Annotated in this window: 19 protein-coding genes; 9 read left to right on the top strand and 10 right to left on the bottom strand. The window is 71.5% G+C overall.

All coding sequences use genetic code 11. From position 1 onward, the window contains the following. The first annotated feature begins 50 nt into the window (after nt 1–50). The gene (locus tag G5C66_RS10025; protein ID WP_165110812.1) at nt 51–1,061 is read left to right on the top strand and encodes an aldo/keto reductase; all 1,011 of its coding nucleotides are present in this window, start codon (nt 51–53) and stop codon (nt 1,059–1,061) included. On the opposite strand, the gene G5C66_RS10020 is transcribed toward G5C66_RS10025, so the two are convergent. Together G5C66_RS10020 and G5C66_RS10015 are read right to left on the bottom strand one after the other, a co-directional pair. Then, nucleotides 1,018–1,449 carry a MerR family transcriptional regulator gene (locus tag G5C66_RS10020; RefSeq protein WP_165110811.1) on the bottom strand — a complete coding sequence of 144 codons (432 nt, stop codon included), beginning with the start codon at nt 1,447–1,449 and terminating at the stop codon, nt 1,018–1,020. The genes G5C66_RS10025 and G5C66_RS10020 overlap by 44 nt on opposite strands. A gap of 43 nt (nt 1,450–1,492) precedes the next feature. Beyond that, nucleotides 1,493–2,248 (bottom strand): SDR family NAD(P)-dependent oxidoreductase, encoded by a 756-nt coding sequence (locus G5C66_RS10015; protein ID WP_165110810.1) that lies wholly within the window; start codon nt 2,246–2,248, stop codon nt 1,493–1,495. 70 nt (nt 2,249–2,318) lie between these two features. On the opposite strand from G5C66_RS10015, the gene G5C66_RS10010 reads away from it, so the two are divergent. Together G5C66_RS10010 and G5C66_RS10005 are read left to right on the top strand one after the other, a co-directional pair. Beyond that, nucleotides 2,319–2,912: a TetR/AcrR family transcriptional regulator gene (locus tag G5C66_RS10010; protein ID WP_165110809.1), complete on the top strand. Its 594-nt coding sequence runs from the start codon at nt 2,319–2,321 to the stop codon at nt 2,910–2,912. Nucleotides 2,913–2,932: 20 nt separating this feature from the next. Then, nucleotides 2,933–3,811, top strand: a complete 879-nt coding sequence (locus tag G5C66_RS10005; protein WP_165110808.1) for a M15 family metallopeptidase — start codon at nt 2,933–2,935, stop codon at nt 3,809–3,811. 223 nt (nt 3,812–4,034) lie between these two features. Here G5C66_RS10005 and G5C66_RS10000 read toward each other — a convergent pair whose 3' ends face one another. Beyond that, nucleotides 4,035–4,832 (bottom strand): siderophore-interacting protein, encoded by a 798-nt coding sequence (locus tag G5C66_RS10000; protein WP_165110807.1) that lies wholly within the window; start codon nt 4,830–4,832, stop codon nt 4,035–4,037. A 52-nt stretch (nt 4,833–4,884) separates the two neighbouring features. Continuing rightward, the gene (locus G5C66_RS09995; RefSeq protein WP_165110806.1) at nt 4,885–5,589 is read right to left on the bottom strand and encodes an arsenate reductase/protein-tyrosine-phosphatase family protein; all 705 of its coding nucleotides are present in this window, start codon (nt 5,587–5,589) and stop codon (nt 4,885–4,887) included. 276 nt (nt 5,590–5,865) lie between these two features. On the opposite strand from G5C66_RS09995, the gene G5C66_RS09990 reads away from it, so the two are divergent. From G5C66_RS09990 to G5C66_RS09980, 3 genes are read left to right on the top strand one after another with little or no spacing between them, the layout of a single operon-like run. Continuing rightward, nucleotides 5,866–7,287, top strand: a complete 1,422-nt coding sequence (locus tag G5C66_RS09990) for a tyrosine-protein kinase domain-containing protein (protein WP_165110805.1) — start codon at nt 5,866–5,868, stop codon at nt 7,285–7,287. A 2-nt stretch (nt 7,288–7,289) separates the two neighbouring features. After that, nucleotides 7,290–8,663 carry an O-antigen ligase family protein gene (locus G5C66_RS09985; protein WP_165110804.1) on the top strand — a complete coding sequence of 458 codons (1,374 nt, stop codon included), beginning with the start codon at nt 7,290–7,292 and terminating at the stop codon, nt 8,661–8,663. Further along, nucleotides 8,656–9,672, top strand: coding sequence for an acyltransferase family protein (locus tag G5C66_RS09980; protein ID WP_165110803.1), 1,017 nt, complete (start codon nt 8,656–8,658; stop codon nt 9,670–9,672). Before G5C66_RS09985 ends, G5C66_RS09980 begins: the two co-directional genes overlap by 8 nt. Here G5C66_RS09980 and G5C66_RS09975 read toward each other — a convergent pair. The 4 genes from G5C66_RS09975 to G5C66_RS09960 form a co-directional block, all read right to left on the bottom strand. After that, complete coding sequence (locus G5C66_RS09975) at nt 9,648–10,535, bottom strand: glycosyltransferase family 2 protein (protein WP_165110802.1); 888 nt, start codon at nt 10,533–10,535, stop codon at nt 9,648–9,650. The two genes, G5C66_RS09980 and G5C66_RS09975, sit on opposite strands and share 25 nt — an antisense overlap. A gap of 11 nt (nt 10,536–10,546) precedes the next feature. Continuing rightward, nucleotides 10,547–12,193: a hypothetical protein gene (locus tag G5C66_RS09970; RefSeq protein ID WP_165110801.1), complete on the bottom strand. Its 1,647-nt coding sequence runs from the start codon at nt 12,191–12,193 to the stop codon at nt 10,547–10,549. Nucleotides 12,194–12,204: 11 nt separating this feature from the next. After that, on the bottom strand, nt 12,205–12,828 hold the full coding sequence (locus G5C66_RS09965; RefSeq protein ID WP_165110800.1) for a hypothetical protein: 624 nt from the start codon (nt 12,826–12,828) through the stop codon (nt 12,205–12,207). 118 nt (nt 12,829–12,946) lie between these two features. Continuing rightward, complete coding sequence (locus G5C66_RS09960) at nt 12,947–15,244, bottom strand: phage tail protein (protein ID WP_165110799.1); 2,298 nt, start codon at nt 15,242–15,244, stop codon at nt 12,947–12,949. A gap of 179 nt (nt 15,245–15,423) precedes the next feature. Between G5C66_RS09960 and G5C66_RS09955 the strand changes: the two genes are divergently transcribed. Continuing rightward, a complete protein-coding gene (locus tag G5C66_RS09955) occupies nt 15,424–16,557 on the top strand; it encodes a right-handed parallel beta-helix repeat-containing protein (RefSeq protein WP_165110798.1) in 1,134 nt (377 codons plus the stop codon). On the opposite strand, the gene G5C66_RS09950 is transcribed toward G5C66_RS09955, so the two are convergent. Continuing rightward, nucleotides 16,538–18,007: a lipopolysaccharide biosynthesis protein gene (locus G5C66_RS09950; RefSeq protein ID WP_241248394.1), complete on the bottom strand. Its 1,470-nt coding sequence runs from the start codon at nt 18,005–18,007 to the stop codon at nt 16,538–16,540. The two genes, G5C66_RS09955 and G5C66_RS09950, sit on opposite strands and share 20 nt — an antisense overlap. After that, entirely contained in the window at nt 18,004–19,125 is a 1,122-nt protein-coding gene (locus G5C66_RS09945) for a glycosyltransferase family 4 protein (protein ID WP_206443918.1), read from the bottom strand. Before G5C66_RS09945 ends, G5C66_RS09950 begins: the two co-directional genes overlap by 4 nt. Nucleotides 19,126–19,283: 158 nt before the next feature. Between G5C66_RS09945 and G5C66_RS09940 the strand changes: the two genes are divergently transcribed. Next, complete coding sequence (locus G5C66_RS09940; protein ID WP_165110797.1) at nt 19,284–20,039, top strand: CDP-alcohol phosphatidyltransferase family protein; 756 nt, start codon at nt 19,284–19,286, stop codon at nt 20,037–20,039. Continuing rightward, nucleotides 20,036–21,928 (top strand): glycosyltransferase, encoded by a 1,893-nt coding sequence (locus G5C66_RS09935; RefSeq protein WP_165110796.1) that lies wholly within the window; start codon nt 20,036–20,038, stop codon nt 21,926–21,928. The genes G5C66_RS09940 and G5C66_RS09935 overlap by 4 nt, the downstream gene beginning before the upstream one ends. The last annotated feature ends 8 nt before the right edge of the window (nt 21,929–21,936 follow it).

Below are 21,936 nucleotides of genomic sequence, written 5' to 3'. Positions count from 1 at the left end.
TCGTAAAGACGTTTGACTTCGAGCGCGCGCGAAGGCGGAGCGTGGACGGTATGCGATACACGACCATCGGATCAGGCGCCGGCTCCCGGCGCGTCAGCAAGCTCGCGCTCGGCGTGATGCGGTTCGGCACGGACACGGACGTCTCGACCTCCTATGACATCCTCGACCGCTTCGTCGAGGCCGGCGGCACCTTCGTCGACACCTCCAACAACTACGCCTACTGGGCCAACGGCACCCAGGGCGGCGAGAGCGAGACCACGCTCGGTCAGTGGCGCCGCGACCGTGGCATCGGCGACGAGCTCGTCATCGCCACCAAGGTCGGCGCGCGCCCGACGGATGTCGTCGAGCGCGTCGAGAACGGCTGGGAGAACCAGCGCAACCGGCGCTGGGAGGGACTGGCCCCCGAGAACGTACGCGAGCAGGCCGACCGCTCCCGCGAACGACTCGGCGTCGAGCGGCTCGACCTCTACTACGCGCACGTGCCGGACATGAACGGGGTGCCGCTGGAGGAGTACGCCGCCGGCTTCGCCGCGCTCGTGAAGGACGGTGTCGTCGGCCAGTTCGGGCTGAGCAACCACTGGTCCTGGCAGGTCGAGCGGGCCCGGGCGGTCAACCCGGAGGCGGCGCGGCCGAGCGTGCTGCAGTATCACCACACCTACCTGCGTCCGCGGACGGACATTCCCGACCCACGGCTCTCGGTCGACGGTGAGATCGGCGTGGCCGACGCCTCCCTGCTCGCCTACGTGCGGGCGACGCCGGGGCTGACGCTGGTGGCGTACACACCGCTGCTCAGCGGGGCCTACACGAATCCGTCCAAGCCTCTCGATCGTGCGTACGACCACCCTGGGACCACCGCGCGACTCCAGGTGCTCGACGAGGTCGCCGCGGAGACCGGCGCGACCCGCAACCAGGTGGTGCTGGCCTGGATGCTCGGCGACTCGCTCCCGGTGATCCCGCTGGTCGGGGCGTCGTCGGTCGCCCAGCTCGACGAGAGCCTGGCGGCCGTGGACCTGGAGCTCAGCGAGGAGCAGAGGGCTCGGCTCGACGCTGCTGGGCGATGAGCTCGGCATCGGGATCACAGCCGCCGACCGTCGCCTCGTAGTACTCCACCTTGAACTCGATCGCCTCCAGATGGCGGGCCGTCTCGGCGAGCTGCGCGCGCACCCGGTCGCGGTGTGCGCGCAGCAGGGCGAGCCGGTCGGCCTCGTTGCCCGCGCCGGACCGGACCAGCTCGGCGTAGCGCCGGATCTCCCGGATCGGCATGCCGGTCGAGCGCAGCCTGGTGATGAGAGTGATCCAGCCGAGGTCGTCCTCGGTGTAGGCGCGGTGGCCCGAGCCGTTGCGGCCGACGTCGAGCATCAGCCCGTCGCGTTCGTAGTAGCGCAGCGTGTGTGCGGTCAGGCCGGTCCGCTCGGCCACCTCGGCGATGCTGAGTCCGTGGGACGTCATGCCTTCAGTGTCCCGGTTAGAGCACGCTCGAAGTCAAGCCGATTCAGAGCGCCGAGCCGCCGGTCACGTCGAGCGTCTCGCCGGTGACCCAGCGCGCCTGCGGCGAGGCGAGGAACCCGACGGCGTCGGCGACGTCCTCGGCCGTGCCGATCCGGCCGAACACCGACAGCTGCTCGGCCTGCGCCCGCGGTCCGGGCAGGTTGATCCAGTCGGCGTTGATGTCGGTCTCGATCACCCCGGGAAGGACCGCGTTGACGGTCGCTCCGCGCGCCGCGACCGGCGCGGCCAGCGCCCGGGTGAGGTTGTTGATGCCCGCCTTGGCGGCGGCGTACGCGAGATGGGTCGGCGCCGCCACCCGGGTGTATCCGGTCGACACGTTGATCACCCGGCCGCCCTCGCGCATCCGCGCGACGATCGCCTGCGTCAGGAACATCGGCGCGATCAGGTTGACCTCGAGGACGCGGCGGGCGGTGTCGGGCTCGAGCTCGTGGAGCTCCTGGTTGCCGTTGATGCCGGCGTTGTTGACCAGGATGTCGAAGCCGTCCTCCGCTGCGAGTGCCGCCTCGGCCCAGGCCTCCGCGATGTCGGCGGCCGCCTGCGCCCCGTCCTTCCCGAGGTCGGCCTCGATCAGGACCGCCCGGGCTCCGGCCGCCTCCACGAGCCGGGCGGTCTCCTCGGCGGCGGCGCGGTTCGAGCCGTAGTGGATGCCCAGCAGGCCGACGCCGTCGGCGGCCAGACGCACGGCGATGGCGCGGCCGATCCCGCGCGAGGCTCCGGTGACGAGTGCGTTCCTGGTCATCTCTCCCACTCCATTTCTGTAACGATCGATAAAATAACTCTCGGAAGATAATGTAGGGATCGTTATGGAAATGCGCAAGACCTCCCGCGGACGACCGCGCTCCTTCGACGAGGACGCGGTGCTCGACGCTGCGATGCGGGCGTTCTGGGAGCACGGTTACGAAGGGACGAGCGTCACGACGCTCGAGTCGGCGACCGGGCTCAAGGCACCGAGCCTCTACGGGGCGTTCGGCTCCAAGGAGGCGCTCTACCAGTCGGCGCTCGAGCGCTACGCCAGCGAGCACGGCGCCGTGCTGCGACCCGACGGCCCGGCCCGCGAGGCCGTCGCGGAGTTTCTGCTCGACGCGGCCGACCGGTTCAGCGAGGGCGGGCTGCCACCGGGCTGCATGATCTCGACGGCCGCTCTAGGCGTGGGCGCCGCGCAGCGCGCGGTCGCCACCCGGCCGGCGAAGATGCGGGCGCAGACGCTCGACTCGATCGAGCAACGGCTGCGGCGGGCAGTCGACGACGGCGAGCTCCCCCCGGAGACCGACGCCGCCGCCCTCGCCCGCCTCGTCGGCGCCGTGATCCAGGGGATGTCGGTGCAGGCCATCGACGGCGCGACGCGTGCCGAGCTGCGCGCATTGGCCACGGTCGCGATGAACGCTTGGCCGGCAGCGGCTTGACCACCGGGTTGAATGGAACGGTGAGAACCGGGACGTACGCCGCCGCGCTGGCGGCCCTCGCGCTCGTGCTCGCTGGGTGCGGCGGGGAGCCCGGCGCGGAACCCAGTCCTGCGCCGTCGACCGAGTCGGCGACGGCCTCGGCGACACCGTCACCCAGCGACGTACCTTCGTCTTCTCCGGCCGCCCCGAAGCCAGGGTCGGTGCCGCCGCCGTGGCTCGGCACCCGGGTGCTGAAGGAGGACGCGGAGGGCTACGGGATCGCCGGGCCGACGCCGCCGGAGCTGCGCAACCGGGCGTGGACGCTGCCCGACATGCTGCCGATGCTTCCCGGCGACGGCTTCGCGGCCGAGGTCGACGTCGCGCCGGACGACGTGATCGCGCGCTCGACCTGGGCGCCCGGGTGTCCGGTCTCGCGGCAGGAGCTGGCCTGGGTACGCATGACGTTCTGGGGCTTCGACGGCGCCCGCCACACCGGCGAGATGCTGATCAACGCCCGGGTCGCCGAGGACGTCGTCGGGGTCTTCCGGCGCCTCTACGAGGCGAGGTTCCCGATCGAGCAGATGGACATCACCACGAAGGCGGCCCTGGATGCGCCGCCGACCGGCGACGGCAACGGCACCGGCGGCTTCGTCTGCCGCCCCTCGGTGGGCCAGACCTCGTTCTCCCAGCACGCCTACGGCCTGGCGATCGACATCAACACCTTCCAGAACCCGTACGTCAAGGGCGACCGCGTCATCCCCGAGCTCGCCCGCTGGTACCTGGACCGCTCCCGGAAAGCGCCGGGGATGATCCACCCGGACGACGTGGTCGTCCAGGCGTTCGCCGACATCGGCTGGGAGTGGGGCGGCGACTGGAACTCGCTGAAGGACTACCAGCACTTCTCTGAGAACGGCACCTGAAACCCCGCCGAGTCGGCGCATCTGTCTCAAGATCAGCGGCCGACTCGGCACGTCTGCCCCGCAATTCAGGGTCGAGTCGGCGCATCTGTCTCAGAACGTCGGCGGGACAGACGCGCCGACTCGACCCTCTACGGCGAGACAGACACGCCGACTCGAGCCTTTGCGGCGGGACAGATGCGCCGGGTCGACCGCTTTGGGCAGGACAGACGCGCCGGCTCGGCGGTCAGGCGGACTCGACGGCGGCGAGCTCGCGCTTCCACTCGCGGAAGGTCTCCTCGGTGCGGCCGCGGCGCCAGTAGCCGGAGATGGAGAGGTCGGCCTTCGGTACGCCGCGCTCCTTGAGGAGGTAGGGGCGGATGCCGTGCATGGTGACGGCGGCCTCGCCGTGGACGAAGGCGTGGACGCGGCCCTCGAGCCAGGGCAGCGCGCGGACGGCGGTGACGAGGGGCTGCTCGTGACCCTCCGCGTCCTCGGCGGCGTGGTGGGCGTGACCGCCGGTGACCAGCCAGGTCACCTCGACACCCGCGGGGTGGTCGAGGGGCTGCTCGAGGCCGGTGGTCGGTACGTCGATGATCGCGTAGCCGCGGGCGTCGGCGGGCAGCGCGGCCAGGGCGGCGCGGATCGCGGGCAGGGCGGTCTCGTCACCGGCCAGCAGGTGCCAGTCGGCCTCCGGGTCGGGCGCGTAGGCGCCGCCCGGGCCGAGAGCGGTGAGGGTGTCACCGGGCTGGGCCGCGGCGGCCCAGGGACCGGCGTACCCCTCGGTGCCGTGGACGACGAAGTCGATGTCGAGGGTGCCGTCCTCGACCGAGGGGTTGAGCGCGGTGTAGGTGCGGATCACCGCGCCGCTCTCATGCGGACTGTGCTCGGCCGGGATGGCGAGCTTCACGTAGCGGTCGGTGAACACGCTCGACGAGAAGGCGCCGAGGTCCTCGGAGCGGAAGCTCACCCGGATCATCGTCGGACTCAGCCGCCGGGTGGCGGTGACGACGAGGACGGTCTCGGGCTTCGCGGGACGGTTCATGTAGGCAACCCTAACTTCGCCATGAAAATCGAGTGCGACAAACCGCCTGCGGTCAACCCGCCGACCGGGTGGAGTGCACCGAGCGCGGCTGGGTCGACTCGACCGGGGCGGCGGGCGAGGGGATCGCCGGAGCAGGCCGCTGGGGCTTGCTGACCAGGGACAGGCTCGGCTCCAGCACCTTCAGCAGCGTCTCGACGTGGCCACGCGCCTCGGTGACGAGCCGGCGCGCCTCGCGCGGTGACCGCTTCTTCAGGTCGGCGAGGTCGTCGTCGGACGGACGACGGACCCGCCGGCGGGCCTTCTGCAGCGGGGCGAGCTGGACCAGCGTACGCAGCCGGGTGGCCGCATCCGCCTCCGAACCCGCCGGCCCGCCCAGGGCGGTGCGCCCCAACAGGTCGCTGAGCGCGGCGATCTCGACGAGCGTGAAGGTGCGCTTGACCGCCGACGGCACCAGCTTGGCGACCTCGCTGCGGTGCGAGCGCTCGGCGGTGATGATCAGGTCGGCGCTCTCGATGTCGGCGACGTCGAGGGGGTAGGCCTGGTGCCTGGTCAGCCGGGTGCCGGCGAGGGCGACCTCGGAGGCGATCATCGGGTCCATGTCGTAGCCCTCGAGCGCCTCGCTGCCGGCCGAGATCACGTTGATGCCGTGGCGCGCGAGCCCGCCGATCTGGCCGACGCCTTCACGGAGCATCGCCTCGATCGCCGGGGATCGTCGTACGTTCCCGGTGCAGACGACCAGGATCGTCGCGGTGTCCATCCCTGCCTACCTTCGAGTTTGCCGAACGATTCTGGAGCATGGAATCGCTCATCCACGCAGCCAACCCCCGAACGTGACGGACAGACATTACGCAGTCGGCGTACGCCTCCAGGAACCGACCGGAGATCAATCCCCCATTTGGGGGAACGGGCGGAACACCCGGCCCTGTCATCCCCCATTTCGGGTGAGGATGTGCGATGGCCCCGTGTGGACCTGCCTGACGGCGGATGAGTCACGGACGAGCAGCCCGGCACAGACATCGGACGGAGTGACCTGTTGGACCTGCGCGACTATGTCGCTGCCCTGCGAAAGCGCTGGTACATCGTCGCCGTGCTGGCGATCCTCGGTGCCAGCGCGGCCTTCGCGCAGGCGCACGCGAGCCCGCCGCAGTACCGCGCGCAGAGCACCGTCTTCGTCTCCATCGCCCGCGGCGCGACGACCCAGGAGCTGGTCCAGGGCTCGACCTTCACCCAGGACATCGTCCAGTCCTACGCCAAGCTGGCGACGATGCCGGTGGTGCTCGACCAGGTCATCTACGACCTCGACCTGGACACGACCCCCAAGAAGCTGGCCGAGCAGATCACCGCGGAGAACCCGCTCGACACCGTGATCATCGAGATCGACGCGGTGGCGACGACCAGCACCGGCGCCTCCGACCTCGCCAACTCGGTCGCCGACGAGCTCACCACCACGATCACCAACCTCTCCCCCAGCTCCAACAAGAAGTCGGCCGTCGAGGTGACCGTGGTCGCCCGTGCCGACCCGCCCGAGGAGGCGTTCGCACCGCGTACGCGGCTGGCCGCCCTGGTCGGCTTCACCGGCGGCTTCGGGCTCGGCGTCGCGATCGCCGTGGTCCGCGCGCTCCTCGACACCCGGGTCCGCACCGCGGCCGAGATCGAGCAGCTCACCGACGTCGGGCTCCTGGGGGCGATCCCCCGGCGCCGGGGCCAGCGACGCTCGCGGGGCGCGGTGACCGCCATCGATCCCCACAACGTCGCGGCGGAGGCCTACCGGAGGCTGCAGACCAACCTGCAGTACCTCGACGCCTCCTCCCCCGTCCGCTCGATCGTCGTGACCTCCTCGATCGGTGGCGAAGGCAAGTCGACGACGTCGATCAACCTGGCGCTGGCGATCGCCGAGCAGGGCCAGCGGGTGCTGCTCGTCGACGCCGACATGCGCCGTCCCGCGGTCGCCGACTACTGCGGCCTGGAGGGTGCCGCCGGGCTGACGACGGTGCTGATCGGGAAGGCCGAGCTCGACGACGTCGTCCAGGTCTGGGGCGACGCCAACCTGCACGTGCTGACCATGGGCGAGATCCCGCCCAACCCCGCGCAGCTGATCGGCTCGCCGCGGATGGCCGACCTCCTGGAGGAGGCACGTGCCGGCTACGACGTGGTCATCCTCGACTCCCCGCCGTTGCTTCCGGTCGCCGACGGCGCGATCCTGTCCCGGCTGACCGACGGCGCCCTGGTGGTCGCCAACTGCCGCACCATCCACCGGCCACAGGTGCTGGAGGCCATCGACAGCCTCGAGACCGTCGACGCCCGCTGCCTCGGCATCGTCGCCAACCAGGTCCGCGACACGGCCGCGCACACCTACTACGGCCAGCCGGAGCAGGGCTGGTTCGCCCGCCTCCTCTCCGGTTTCGTACGTCCCCGGGAACCGCGTCAGCAGGGCTACCCCGCCGCCGGGAGCTGAGCATGGCCGTCGCGACGGCGGTCCGGGTCCGCAACGGACGCGCCGGGCGCACTCAGCTCGCCGAGCGCTCCGGCTGGGAGGTGCTGACAGCGCTCCTGGCGGGAGCCGCGGCGTTCCTGGCCGGGACCGACTTCACTCTCGCCCGTGGCCTGACCGTGGGCGGGCTGATGGGTGCGGTCCTGGCACCGGTGTGGATCAGAGAGGCCGGCCGCTACCGCGGAGCCGTCCTGAGCGGCGTACTGCTGCTCGCCTGCCTCGTCTCCGCGCTGGCGCTCAACACCTGGCGCTCGGCGACCCACCCGCCGACCGAGGCCGGCGTGCTGTTCGAGCTGATACCGGTCGTCTCGGCCGCGATGTGCGTCGGAGCCCTCCTGTGGGGGCAGCGCGTGCTCTCGCCGGGGGTCGTGGTGTGCCTCTACGCGCTCGGTTCGTTCACGACCGCGACGATGGGCTCGCGCTTCGCCGAAGAACCGTGGCGGTTCGGGTTCGCGATGCCCTCGACGATGTTGCTGCTCGGTGCCTGCCTGCTCATCCGGCGGCGTCCCCGCAAGCGGCTCCTGGCCGACATGACCGCCCTCGGGCTCCTCACCGCGGTCACCGCGCTGTCCGGAGCCCGCTCGATGAGCGCGTTCCTGATCATGACCGCCGTGCTGCTGCTGTGGCAGCACCGGCCTCGGACGGCGAAGCGGACGACCTCGGCACTGCTCTCGCTGGTGCTGGTCGGCGCGCTCGGCCTCGGGCTCTACCGGGCACTGGAAGGGGCCGCGCTGGAGGGCTACCTCGGCCAGTCGGCACAGGAACGCACCCAGGAGCAGACCCAGGCAGCCGGATCGCTGATCCTCGGCGGCCGCCCGGAGATCGGAGCCACGGTGGCGCTGATGCTGCACGAGCCCCTCGGCTACGGCGCCGGCATCATGGCCACGCCGACCGACATGCAGGCCGCGAAACAGGGCATGTCCCGCCTGGGCTACGACCCCGACAACGGCTACGTCGAGCACTACATGTTCGGCACCCGGATCGAGGTGCACTCGCTGATCGGCGACCTCTGGATCTGGTTCGGCCTCGCCGGGTTGGTCCTGTCCGGCTGGCTGCTGTGGCTCGCCACCATCTATCTGGGCCGCAGCATGTCCCACCGCACCGGCACCGCGCTCGGCATCTTCCTCGCCCTGCAGCTCGGCTGGAACCTCTTCTTCGGCCCGATCATCAGCTCGCTGCCGCCGCTCGCGCTCGCGCTGGGAGTGTTCCTGCTGCAGCGCAAGGAGGCCGACCCGGCGCTGCCGACACCGGCGCCGCGGCCGCAGCTGCCGCGCCGTCGGGGTCGTCATGGCCAGCGGGCCCGCCGTCGCTATCTCGCCGGAGGACCGCAGCGTGCGTGAAGCCTGGATCGACTCCGCGCGCGGCCTGGCGATCATCCTGGTGGTGCTCTTCCATGCCGTGATCAACCTCGACCTGGTCGGCCTCGCCGGCCCGTGGTCGCGGCTGGCCTACACCCTCGACACCTTCCGGATGCCGCTGTTCTTCTTCCTTGCCGGCCTCCTCGCGCCCGCGCTGCTCGCCCGACCGCTGCGGGAGGTCCTGCGCACCCGCTGCCTGACGTTGATCTACCTCTACGTCCTGTGGTGCCTGTTGCTCGGCGCCTTCCGCGAGCTCCTGCCACACTCCCCGCCAGGTGGCGTTGCTGCGGTTGCCCGCGCGCTGATCGAGCCCAACGTCTACCTCTGGTTCCTCTACACGCTGTGCCTGTTCACCCTCGCCGGCTGGCTGACCCGTCGGCTCCCCGCCTGGCTCGTCGTCGGCACCGCCCTGATCGTCTCTGCGGTCTTCGCCGCCGGGCTGGTCTCCACCGGCGACGTCCCGTGGGACAAGACCTTCCGCTACTGGTTCTTCTTCGTCCTGGCCTCCCGCGCCGCGCCCAGGGTGCGCTCGGTCGTCCCGCGGATGCGGCTGGTCCACGTGGTCGGGGTCGGGGTGGCGTACGTGGTGGTGCTGGGGTTTTTCCTCTACGTCGCCGACGACCGGATCATCTTCGTACGGCCGATGCTGGGCCTGCTGGCGGTCGCCGCGGGTTGCGGGCTCGGGGTGCTGATCGCCCGGATCCCGGCTCTCGGTTTCGTACGCCACCTCGGCACCCGCACGCTCCCGATCTACGTCGTCCACGCCTTCCCGATCACCGCGGCCGCGGCCCTGCTCGCCGGCCGCGCCGTCGACTGGCCGCCGGGAGCCGGCCTGGTGGCCGTGCCCCTGCTGACGCTCGCCTCGATCCTGCTCGCACTCGCCCTGGACCGGCCGGTCACCGGCCGCGTCCGCGGCGTCTTCGACTTCCCCGTCGCACGCTGGACGGCCAAACGTGCGCTGAGCGGTCAGCGGGCGTACTCGGTCACGTAGGAGCCCCAGGCGCCACGGAGCATCCCGAGGCCGCGGAGGTACGTCCGGGTGCCGCGGGCGTGGTGGGTCTGTGAGCCGATGAGGCGGCCGATGGCGAGGCGGGCGGAGCCGCCGAGGAGACGTACGAGGCCTCGGGCCGTGGCACGGAGCCGGGCGATCGGCCGCCGGCCGGCGGGGGTGAGGTAGACCTGCACACGGGAGTCGGAGTTCCCGATGCGGGAGGCGCGGGCGCGCACCCATTCGCGTGTTGCCCGGTCGGCGGGCACCAGGTCGTACACGGGCGCCTCGTCGCACCACACGATCCGCCCACCGGCGGCGGAGAGGGTGCGGGTGAAGACGGTGTCGGAGCCGCCGGAGAGGCCGAAGCCGAGGTCGAAGCGGAGTGCGCCGACCTGAGCCATGTCGAGCAGGAGGTTGTTGGTCGCCGCGGTGGTGACGACGGTGCCGGTGGGGTGTCGCAGGCGCCGGAAGAACCCGCCCGCCTCGATCCACGGGTCCAGTGTCCCGTCGACGTGCGAGACCACCGGCCCGACGACAGCCGCGGCGGAGGTTTCCTCCCTGCAGGCGAGCAGGGTCGGCAGCCACGTCTCCGACGGCTGCTCGTCATCGTCGATGAACACGACGACGGCGTCGGGACCGGCCTCGGTCAGCGCCCGGTTGCGGGCGGCGGCGATGCCGGGGGTGGGCTCGTGCACATAGACGACGCGTACGTCTCCGGCGGCCGCCTCGGCCACCGTGGAGGCCGCGCTGGGCTGCTCGTCGTTGTCAACGACGAGCAGCCGCGCGTCAGGGACCAGGTCGAGCTGGACCCGGAGCATGCTGACCGCCTCGGCCAACCCCTCGGGGCGCCGGTAGGTGAGCATGCAGACCCAGATCACTTGATCGTGACCGTCACCCAGTCGGAGCGCGAGACGTTGCCGAGCGGGTCGACGGCCTCGATCTTGTACTTCTGCGACGAACCGCTGGCGCGACCGGTGTCGGTGAAGGTCATCGCGGTGTGCTTCCAGAACGGAGCTGTCACCTTGACGGTCTTGATCGGCGTGGAGTCGATCGACCCCCGGTAGAGCTTGTAGGTGACGGTGGCGTTGTCCTTGTCGGGGTTGCCCGGCCACTTCAGCGTGGCCTTGCCCGCGGAGGGTGAGGAGCCGGTCAGGGCCCACTTGGCGCCCTTGAGCGTCGGGCCGACCTTGTTGGGGGCGATGTCCTTGACGGCGAACCGGACCAGGCCCTGCTGCGCGACGCCGTTGACCTTCAGGAACTCACCGCCGTACAGGACGTACTTGGCGTTGGCAGTCACGGTCCAGGTCGACTGCTTGGCGCTGGTGAACGTGCCGTTGGTCCACTTGGGATACCACTCCAGGAACTCCGGGCGCGGGGTGCCGGGGTGGTCGGGGTAGCCGTACTTGTCGTCGGCGATGTTGGTGCCGCGTACGTCCTGGGTAGTCGCGGTGGAGTGGTACCAGGCCCGCGGCTTGGTCTCCGGGAAGCCGCCGGAGGTGTCGCAGCCGTGCTTGTGGCTGGCCTGGTAGACGACGCTGGCGGTCGGCCAGACGGCGTAGGTGTCGCCGTGGCAGTCCTCGAGCCAGGTCAGCTTGCCGGTGGCCCAGTCGGCCTTGAAGGAGCCCTCGGAATTGCCGCCGCTGCCGTAGTCGTAGCCGGTGCCGTAGAAGCTGGTGCCGTCGGACTCCAGCGAGAGGATCGCCGCCTCGGTGCCGCCGTTGCGGATCTCGGAGTTGACCGGCAGCGCCAGCGAGCTGCCCGAGGAGACCGCGAGCCGGGCCAGGCCGTATCCGGGGTTTGAGGAGCCGTTGACGCTGGTGAACGCCCCTCCGATGACGATCTTGGTGCCGTCGGAGGAGACCACGAGGTCGTTGACGCTGCCGCCGGCGACCTTCGGGTTCATCGGCAGCAGGCCGGTGCCGGTGTCGGTGGGCTTGACCGCCGCCACCTTCGTACGCGCGGTGTTGTCGGCCGAGGTGAACACGCCGCCGTAGAAGACGGCGGAGGAGGTGGCCGCGACCGCGTTGGTGGTCGAGTTGAAGATCGGCCGGAAGCTCGTCACCTTGCGGGTCGCGAGGTCGATCGCGGCGGCTCGGTAGCGGTTGAGGCCGTCGACCTGGGTGAAGCTGCCGGCGACGTAGAGGGTCGACTTGTCGGGCGAGAGCGCCATGTCCTTGACCTGGCCGTTGAACTTCGGCGCGAAGCCGGTGATCAGGGCGCCGGTCGAGAGCCGGTAGGCCAGCATGTGGGACCGCGCTGACTCGCTCGTGCCGGCCGCGGCGCCCGCCGGACGGGCCGAGGTGAAGTTGCCGCCCACGTAGACGATGTCACCGACGATGACCTGCTTCCAGGCGACGCCGTTGATCTGCACGGTGGGAAGTACGTCGGCCGAGACCGTCGTCGGCAGGTCAGGATCGGTCGGCGCGGTGTCCGCGGACGCGGGGGTCGCGGAGGTCGCCAGGGTCAGGCTCGTTGCCACGAGCGCCAGCACAGCCAGGATCGGCTTCATCACATCTCTCATCGTGGGGACGGTTATCGCTGGGGACGGCCCTTGAAGACCACCACGTCGGCGCCGTTGCCCAGATCGAGCTCGACGCGGACGGGGCGGGCTTCCTCGGGGATCTGGAAGACGTAGACGCCCTTGGCGGACTCGCCGTCGGCGACCGAGGCCGGGAACGGCACCTCGCCGTCGGAGGCGACGCTCACCGCCGGGGTGCGCTCGGGCCCGTAGTAGGCGTTGACCACGCCGAGGCCCAGGTCGAGCTTCTTGCCGGTCTCGTTCTTGACCTTGACGGTGATGGCGAGCGCCGGACCGCCGATCTCACCGGGCAGGCTCGCGGTGGCCTGGACGGAGTCGATCCTGGCCAGCCGCGCCGTCACGCCCGGGGCCGAGGTCGCCTCGGCCTTCAGGCCGACCGCACGGTTGCCGTTCGTGGGCTTCCCCGGCTCCGTCTCCTCCTCGTCGGAGGAGGACGTGGACTTCTTCTCCGACGGCGTCGCCGTCGGAGAGGGCGCGGCGGCGACCGTCGAGTCCGAGCCGACGGTGGCCGGGCCGGAGGGGCTGCGCACGATGAGCACGACCGCGACGCTCACGAGGACGACGGCAGCGACGGCTGCCGCGACGTACATCCTCGAACGCGGGACTTGACTGAGCATGGGGGATCTTCCGCGGGCGGGGTCGGACACAGAAATCGATTCGAAGACGTCGCATTCAAGCCCAACTCGGACGCCCGTGGGGGGATCCGGGCGTCTGCTCCCCAAGATGGGGTATGCCTCAGGGCTCGATGACCTTCAGATCGTCGTAGCCGACCTCCACCGGCGTGGCTCCGATCGTCGAGGAGCCGAAGCCGCGCAGCATCACGCCACCGGGGGCCTGGTTGGCCGGGGTCGAGTCCGACATCTCGTACGTCCATCCCGACGGCTCCGCCGAGCCGGCCGGCCACACCTTGGTGCGCACGGTCGCCGGCGCGGTGCCGGCGACCTGGAGGCGGACCATCAGCCGGTCGCCGGCGGCGACGCTCAGGCCCGGGACGACGTTGGTGCCGACGACCGGGGTGCCGCTGCGTACGAGGTGGACGCCGACGGTGCCGTCCGGGTTGTACCGGAGCCGCGAGGCGTAGTGGTCGCTGCCGGAGACGCGGGCGCCGAGGACCGACCAGACGTAGCCGGCGTCGGGGAGCCGGGAGACTCCGACGCTGACGGTCGCGTCGACATCGGTCACCGAGACCTCCTGGAGCCGGGACTCGGTGGTGGCGCCGGGAGCGATCGCGTGCCGGCCACGGCCCTCGGAGACCGAGAAGCTGCCGGCGGTGCCGGTGGTGCGTGTCCAGGCGCCGCCGGTCTCGGCCATGCCCCAGCCGCTCGTCTCGGCGCGTCCGAAGGTGTCCGCGGCGACGATGCCCTCGACGGGCGGGACCGGCACGCCGGCGACGTCGACGGTGACCCACTCGGTGGGCGACTGGTTGCCGAAGGCGTCCTCGGCGACGACGCGGTAGCTCTGGGTGGTGCCCGGCGGCGCCGTGGTGTCGAGGAAGCTCTGCGTGGTCTGCTTCCAGAACGTCGCGGTGACCGCCGTCGTGTGGATCGGAGCGTCGGCCGATGCCCGGTAGACCTTGTAGGTCACGGTCGCGTTGTCCCGGTCGGCGTTGCCGGGCCAGGCCAGCCGGACCTGGCCGTCGGCGGGCGAGGTCGCGGTGAGCCCGAAGTCCGCGCCGGACAGGGCCGGGCCGACCTTGTTGGGCGCGATGGTCTTGATCGCGAAGCGGACCAGCCCCTGCTGGGCGACCCCGTCGACCTTCAGGAACTCACCGCCGTAGACGACGTAGTCGTCGTTGGCCGTCACGGTCCACGGGGCCTGGTTGGCGCCGGTGAAGGTGCCCGGGGTCCACTTCGGGTACCACTCCAGGAACTCCGGCCGCGGCGTGCCGGGGTGGTCAGGGTAGTTGTAGATGTCGCGGGTGTTGGTGCCGCGTACGTCCTGGGTGACCGCGGTGGAGTGCTGGAAGCTGCGCGGGTTGGTCTCCGGGAAGCCACCGGAGTTGCCGCAGTAGTGCTTGTGGCTGGCCTGGTAGGCGACCTCGGCGGTAGGCCAGATCGAGTAGGTGTCGCCGTGGCAGTCCTCGAGCCAGGTCAGCTTGCCGGTGGCCCAGTCGGACTTGAAGGAGCCCTCGAGGTTGCCGCCGCTGCCGTAGTGGTAGCCGGTGCCGTAGAAGCTGGTGCCGTCGCTCTCCAGGGAGAGGATCGCAGAGTTGGAGCCGCCGTTGCGGACCTCGGAGTTGACCGGGAGCGACATCGAGGCGCCGGTCGCGACCTTGATCCGGGCCAGGCCGTAGCCAGGGTTGGAGGAGCCGTTGACCCGGGTGAAGTTGCCGCCGATCACGATGTCGGCGCCGTCGGGCGAGACCACGATGTCCTGCACGGAGCCGTTGGAGACGGTCGGGTTCATCGGCAGCAACTGAGTGCCGGTGTCGGTGGGCGCGACGGCCGCCACCTTCGTACGCGCGGTGTTGTCGGCGGAGGTGAAGACCCCGCCGTAGTAGACGGCGTCGGCGGTCGCGGCGACCGCGTTGGTGGTCGAGTTGAAGATGGGCCGGAAGCTGGTCAGTGCGCCGGTGGCCAGGTTGATGGCCGCGCCGCGGTAGCGGTTGACGCCGTTGACCTGGGTGAAGCTGCCGGCGACGTAGAGCAGGGACTTGTCGGGCGAGAGCGCCAGGTCCTTGACCTGGCCGTTGAAGCTCGGCGCGAAGCCGTCGATCAGCTCACCGGTGGAGAGCCGGTAGGCCAGCATGTTGGCGCGCGGGGTCTCGTTCGTGCCGGCCGCGGCGCCTGCCGGACGAGCCGAGGTGAAGTTGCCGCCGACGTAGACGGTGTCCCCGACGATCACCTGCTTCCAGGCGACCCCGTCGATCTGCACCGTCGGAAGTACGTCGGCCGAGACCGTCTCCGGCAGCTCCGGGTCGACCGGAGCGGTGTCCGCCGTCGCCCCTCCCGACATGACCAGGCTGCTCATCCCGAGAACAGCTGCGACCGCCCCGGCCGCGATCAGGCGCCACTGGCGTCGAATCCGCGTCATCATCCATCCCTGCACAAGGCGGCCACCTCGGCCGCGACACGGCAGTGTCGTGGACATTCCCGGGCTTCCGCCCGCGAAACGCACCTCCGATCCCCTGAATCGGGTATGTCTGGGGGCACATGCATCCAACGCTCGCAAACCGGGTGGTCCAGGGGGCAGACTCCCGCACCATCGGTTGGATGCAGAGTCCACAGGAAGGCGTACGTCTCTTGGCTGTCCCGTCCCGGGTCCTCCTCCTCGGCATCTCCACGGTCGCGACCGTGGTCGCGCTGGGTTCGACGTACGCGCTGACGTCGGGGCCCGCCGAGGAGCCTGCTCCGCGTGCGGAGCGGAACTACGCCAACCTTCCGCCCGACGACTTCGGCGGGCCGGTGACGCTGACCCCGGAGCCGTCCCCGTCCTCGTCCGCGTCGCCCTCGGCCTCCTCGACCAGCTCGGTCAGGCCCTCGGCGAGCCCGTCGCCGAAGAAGCGGCCCTCGGACCGCGCCAACCGGTCCGGCGACCGGCCTTCCGGCGAGGGTCCACGGGAGAGCGAGCCGCTGGGATCGCCTCCTCCGGGTGCCGGCGTACCTCCGAAGAAGAAGCTGCGGGTCCACCGTGGCGACCTGGTCGTCAGGACTCCCGGACAGGTGGTCGACGGCCTCGAGGTGCACGGCCGGATCAGCGTCGAGGCGCCGAACGTGACGATCCGCAACAGCAGGGTGATCGTGCCGACCGGCTCCGAGACCGCGGGGATCTCCAACAACAACGGCAACGGCGCGGGGATGCTGGTCAGCAACGTCGAGGTGCACGCCGCCGGCGCCGCACCGGGCGTCAACGGGGTGGTCGGCCACGACTTCACCCTCGAGGGCTCCGAGATCCACCACGTCACCGACCAGGTGCACATCACCGGCAGCAACGTGACCGTGCGCGACAACTGGTTTCACGACAACTACCACTTCGAGAACGATCCGTACCAGGACGGCGGCGCCTCCCACGACGACTCGATCCAGATCATCGGCGGCAGCAACATCACGATCGCGGGCAACCGGTTCACCGGCGCCTACAACGCCGGCGTGCAGATCACCCAGAGCATCGCCGACGTCTCCGGGGTCACGATCCGCGACAACCTCCTCGGTGGCGGCGGCTGCACGGTCAACATCGCCGAGAAGGGCCGGGGCCCGATCCGTGGCACCGTGATCCGCGACAACCGGTTCCTCAGCGACCAGCGGATCGACGGCTGCGCGATCATCCACCCGTCGTCGACGAAGGTCTCTCACTCCGGCAACGTCTGGGACGACACCGGCCAGCCGGTCAGGCCGAGCCGCGGCTGAACCTGTCCCCCACAGCACCCCGCACCGTCACCACCAGCGACATCACGTCGCGGCGGATCGGCGGGACAACGAGCAGAAGCGCGTACGCCACGCCGCCGGCGACCACGCAGACCGGCACCGTCACCCCGGGGTGCTGCCCGTGAAGGGCCTGGGCGGTGGCGTACGCCGCACCGGCGACGGCGCCCGCCACGAGCAGGATCCGGGCGGCACCGAGGTAGAGCGGGCCGACGCGGAGCCGAGTGCGGCGGGAGATCCACCACAGCGACAGCGGCCACTCGAGCAGGTGGGCGGTCGCGTACCCGGCCGCCACCCCGGTGATCCCGTAGCGCACGCCGACGAGCACGCAGACGACCTTCAGGACCGAGGCGACCAGCGTGTAGTGGCGCAGCTCGGTGGTCAGGCCGTGGGCGAGGTAGACCCAGTAGCCGACGTAGGCCAGCGTCTGGAACAGGCCCGCGCAGGCGAGCAGGGCGAAGACGCCGGCGACGTCCCAGCCCGGGCCGAGGAAGAGCGCGCAGACCGGGGCGGCGGCGCCGGCTACCAGGCCGAGCCCAGCGCCGAGGCTGTAGCCCAGCGCGACCTGGCCGCGCTGCACGAACCGCTGGGTCAGCGCCGGGTTCTCGCGGATCCGGCTCAGCACCGGCAACGCCACGGTCGTGGTGGGGCCGCGCAGCTGGACCAGCGGGTTCATCAGCAGCTGCCAGGCGCGGTTGTAGGAGCCGAGCTGGTCGGCGCCCAGGCGGGTGCCGATGAGCACCGAGTCGATGTTGCTGGCGGCATAGTTGATCAGCTGGGTTCCCGCCAGCGACCAGCCGAAACGCAGGAACTCACCCATCTCCACGCCGCGCCGCGGGCGACCCGGGAGCCAGCCGGCGAACACACCGACGGCCACCAGGCCGACAGCGCCCTGGACCAGCTGCTGGACGACGAGGGCCCAGTAGCCGGCGCCGTTGGCTGCTGCGTACGCCGCGATCCCGAGGGCCAGCAGCGGGGCCAGGGTCGTGGCGGCGGCGAGCCTGGCGAAGAGCAGCCGGCGGGTGAGGTCGGCGCGATACTGCGCCGCCATGCCGTTGAGCACGAACATCCCCGCCATCGCCGCGGTCAGGCCCGTGAGGGCCGGCTCGTCGTAGAGGAGGGCGACGAGCGGGGCGGCCGCGACGGCGAGGACCGCGAGGCCGGCGCCGAGGGCGGCGTTGAGCCACCACAGGTTCGTCTGCTGCTCGCGGGTCAGCGCCTTGGCCTGGACCGCGGCGGTCGAGAGGCCGAGGTCGCGGAAGATCTCGGCGACCGCGATGACCGCCAGGACCATCGCCACCAGGCCGTAGTCGCGGGGGCCGAGCATCCGGGACAGCACCGCGACCGAGGCGACCTGGACCAGGATGCGTACGCCTTGGCCGGCGAGCACCACCATCCCGCCTCGGGCGGCGCTGCGACCGAGCTGCTGACTCAACCGAGCACCTCGGCGGCGATCTCGTCGCGGTAGCGCTCGACGCCGAAGCGCTCCTCGGCGTTTTTGCGTCCGGCGGACGCTAATTTGGCGGCGAGGGCGGGGTCGGCGGCGAGCCGCCGGATGGCGTCCGCCAGCTCGTGCACGTCACCAGGGGTCACGAGCAGGCCGGTCTCACCATCGGTCACGATCTCGGCCAGCCCCTGCACCCGGCTCGCGACCAGCGGCCGCTCGGCGAGCAGCGCCTCGACCGCGACGTTGCCGAAGGGCTCGACCCGGGACGGCACCAGCACGACGTCGGCCTGCTCGAGCTCCCCGGCCGGCTCGTCGACGTAGCCGAGGAACTCGACGCTGCCCGCGAGGTCGCTGTCGGCGGCCCGGGAGCGGAGCTCCCGCTCGAACCACTCATACCCCGTGAACACCGACCCGCACACCCGCAGCCGCGCGTCGATCCCGCCGCGGCGCACCTCGGCGAGCGCTTCGAGGGCCACGTCGGTCCCCTTGCGCGGCGAGAGCCGCCCGACCAGGACCAGCCGCAGCGGCCCGTCCGGGGTGCGGGTGCGTGCTGCCGCCACGGACTCCGGCCCCGGCACACCGTTGTAGACGACCGTCGTACGCCGCCCCAGCACCTTCACCGCGCGTGCCAGCACATCGCGCGACGCCCGCGAGTTGGCCACCACGCGCGTAGCCAGGAGGAGCGGAGCGGTCAGGGCGAGGCGTACGGGCCTGGGCTGGTCGTCCTCGGCCTCGTGCACGTGGCACACCACGGGGACGCGGGCCGCGCGCCCGACGAGGATCCACCACGGGATGGTCACGGTGTTGACGAGCAGCCGGCTCGGCCGGACCCGCCGCCACAGCCGCGCCGCGCGCACCCAGAAGACCATCAGCGCCGCGGCCAGCCGGAGGAGCCCGGCGGGGCTGAGGTAGGCCTTGCGCAGCACCGGGAACGGCATCACCTCGACCCTCGCGCCGGCGGCTTGGAGCAGCGGGATCAGGGGGCCGTGCTCGGGTACGACGACGGTGACCTGTTGGCTCGCCCGACGAAGCCCGTGCACCGTCTCGACCAGCTGCAGGTCGGAGCCGTAGACGTCCGGCGACGGGTGGGCGACCAACAAACGCATGATGAGCAAAGGTAGGCCACCCGAACGGCCCGGGCCGAAGGTCCTGGCAAAGTCCTACCCAGATCTGGGGAGCGGAGGCCTCGAGCGGCCACGGCCGAAGCGTGCTCGTCTAGGGTCCCGCTGTCACTCCCCCACGTCACAGCGAAGCAGGATCCAGCATGGCCGCGACCGGCGCCGAACGCGCCCCCGGCGGGTTCCGTACGCACCTGGAGGCCCTGGGACGGGCGCAGAAGCCCTCGCTCAACACCGCGGCCTACTCGCGGCTCGTCAACCGGCCCGCCGGCCGGGTCGTCGCCGCGGCCGCGCACACGCTCGGCGCGACGCCCAACCAGGTGACCGCGCTGAGCGCGACGCTCTCGGCCGGGGGCCTGGCGGTGCTCGCGCTGGTCGAGCCGCGCTGGTGGACCGGGCTCCTGGTCGCGGTGCTGCTGGCCGCGGGCTACGTCCTCGACTCCTCCGACGGCCAGCTCGCGCGGCTGCGGGGCGGCGGGTCGCGCTCGGGCGAGTGGCTCGACCACACCATCGACTGCTTCAAGACCGCGAGCCTGCATCTGGCGGTGCTGGTCTCCTGGCACCGCTTCGGTCCGGCCACCGACGGCTGGCTGCTGGTGCCGCTCGGGTTCGAGGTGGTCGCCGTGGTGACGTACTTCGGGCTGATCCTGATGCCGACCCTGCGCCCGGCTCCCGAGCCTCCAGGGCCGGCCTCGTCGGCGGTCCACGAGCACCCCCTGCGCAAGTGGGCGCTGCTGCCGATGGACTACGGCGCGCAGTGCTGGATGTTCGTGCTGCTCGGCTTCGGGATGGTCTTCTCGTGGACCTACGCGCTGGTCTTCGCCTGCAACGCGGCCGCCCTGGCCATCGCGCTGCGCAAGTGGTGGCGTGAGCTGCGGGCGCTGGACGGCGGCCTCGCATGAGCGACCTCGCCCGCCTCGCCGTGGTCGTGGTCGGCTACGGCGATCCTTCACTGCTCGAGCGCCACACGACTCAGGTCGCTGCGGCGCTCCGGCCCGCCCGGATCGTCGTCGTCGACAACCACTCGACCGACGCCAACCGGGCCGCGGTCCGGGCTCTCTGCGACCGCGAGGGCTGGACCGGCGTCTACCCCGGCACCAACACCGGCTTCGGCGCGGGCTGCAACCTGGGTGCCGCGACGGCGTTGGCCGAGGGCGCCGAGGTGCTGCTCTTCCTCAACCCGGATGCCACGATCGACGCCGAGTCGGCCGTACGCCTCCTGGCAGCCGTCGAGGCCGAGCCGCTCCTCCTCGCCGCGCCGACCGTGCTCGGCCCGGACGGAGAGGTCGCCTCCGCGGGCCTCGACCTCGACCTCGACACCGGGACGATGCGCTCCTGGCGACGTCGCGCCGAGCACCCCGACGCCGAGACGCTGCCGTGGGTCACCGGCGCCTGCTTCGCGGTCACGCGTGAGCTCTGGGAGCGGTTGGCCGGCTTCGACGAGCGCTACTTCCTCTACTGGGAGGACGTCGACCTGTGCGCCCGGGTCCGGGCGTTCGGCGGCCGGGTCGCGGTCGTCGACGGGGCTACCGCGATCCATGCCGGCGGCGGCACCCAGCGTGCTGAGGGCTCCCGCGCCAAGTCGCCGGCCTACTACTACTTCAACGTCCGCAACCGCGCCCTCTTCGCGCGCACCTGGCTCAGCCAGGAGCGCGAGCGGGCCTGGCGCCGCGGGGCGGTGGGGGCTGCGTACGAGATCCTGATGCGGGGCGGGCGCCGACAGCTCCTGCACCCGGTGCGCCCCCTCTCCGCGGTCCTGCAGGGGCTACGCGACGGGCGCCGCGACCGGCCGGTGCGGGTCATGGAGTCGGTCCGAGAGCTGCGTGCGACGACCAACCCCTACATCGTCCAGCTGATCCAGACCCTGGACCGGCGCGACGACACCGACGTGCTCCTCTTCGGCTTCGCGCGCGCCATCGCCGGCCACTACGACGTCTTCCACGTGCACTGGCCCGAGCTGCTCATGTCGGCGCGTACGCCGCTGCGCCGCCTCGCCCGCCGCCTGCTCGTCACCGCGTTCGTGGCCCGGCTGCACCTGACCCGGACCCCGGTCGTACGCACCTGGCACAACCTCGCCCGCCCCGACGGCCTGAGCCGCTGGGACCACCGGCTCCTGGACGCCCTCGAGCGCCGCACCAGGCACGTCATCCGGCTCACCGACCAGACCGCTCCGCCGCTCGCGGTGCCGACCTCGACGATCGTCCACGCGCACTACCGCGACTGGTTCGACCGGGTCGAACCCGCCTTCGAGGCGACCCCGAACCCGCGACGAGCCCTCTACTTCGGCCTGATCAAGCCCTACAAGGGCGTCGAGCACCTGCTCGAGGCGGTCGCCGGCAGCCCCGGGGCAGACCTGGACGTACGTCTCGTCGGCTCCCCCACCGACCCCGCCCTCGAGGCCCGGGTCCGCGCCGCGGTGGCCGCCGACCCCCGGGTGAGCGCCGAGCTGAGCTACGCCGACGACGCCACCCTGGCCGCCGAGATCGCTGCCGCCGCCCTGGTGGTGCTGCCCTACAAGGCGATGCACAACTCCGGCGCCCTGCTGCTCGCACTCTCCCTCGACACCCCGGTCCTCGCCCCCGACAACGAGGTCAACCGCCGGCTGTCCGAGGAGGTCGGCGACGGCTGGCTCCATCTCTTCGACGGCACGCTCACCATCGAGGATCTCGAGCGCGCGCTGAAGGCGGTCGCCGCCGAGCCGCCTCCCGGGCGGCCGGATCTCTCCGCACGGGAGTGGCCCGAGTCAGCCGCCCTCCACGCCGCCGCGTTCCGGGCCGCGCTGCTGCCCTGAGACGGTCT

The organism is Nocardioides turkmenicus (assembly GCF_011045035.1).
In the GTDB taxonomy this organism is placed as follows: domain Bacteria; phylum Actinomycetota; class Actinomycetes; order Propionibacteriales; family Nocardioidaceae; genus Nocardioides; species Nocardioides turkmenicus.
This window is presented reverse-complemented; position numbering and strand designations above follow the sequence as displayed.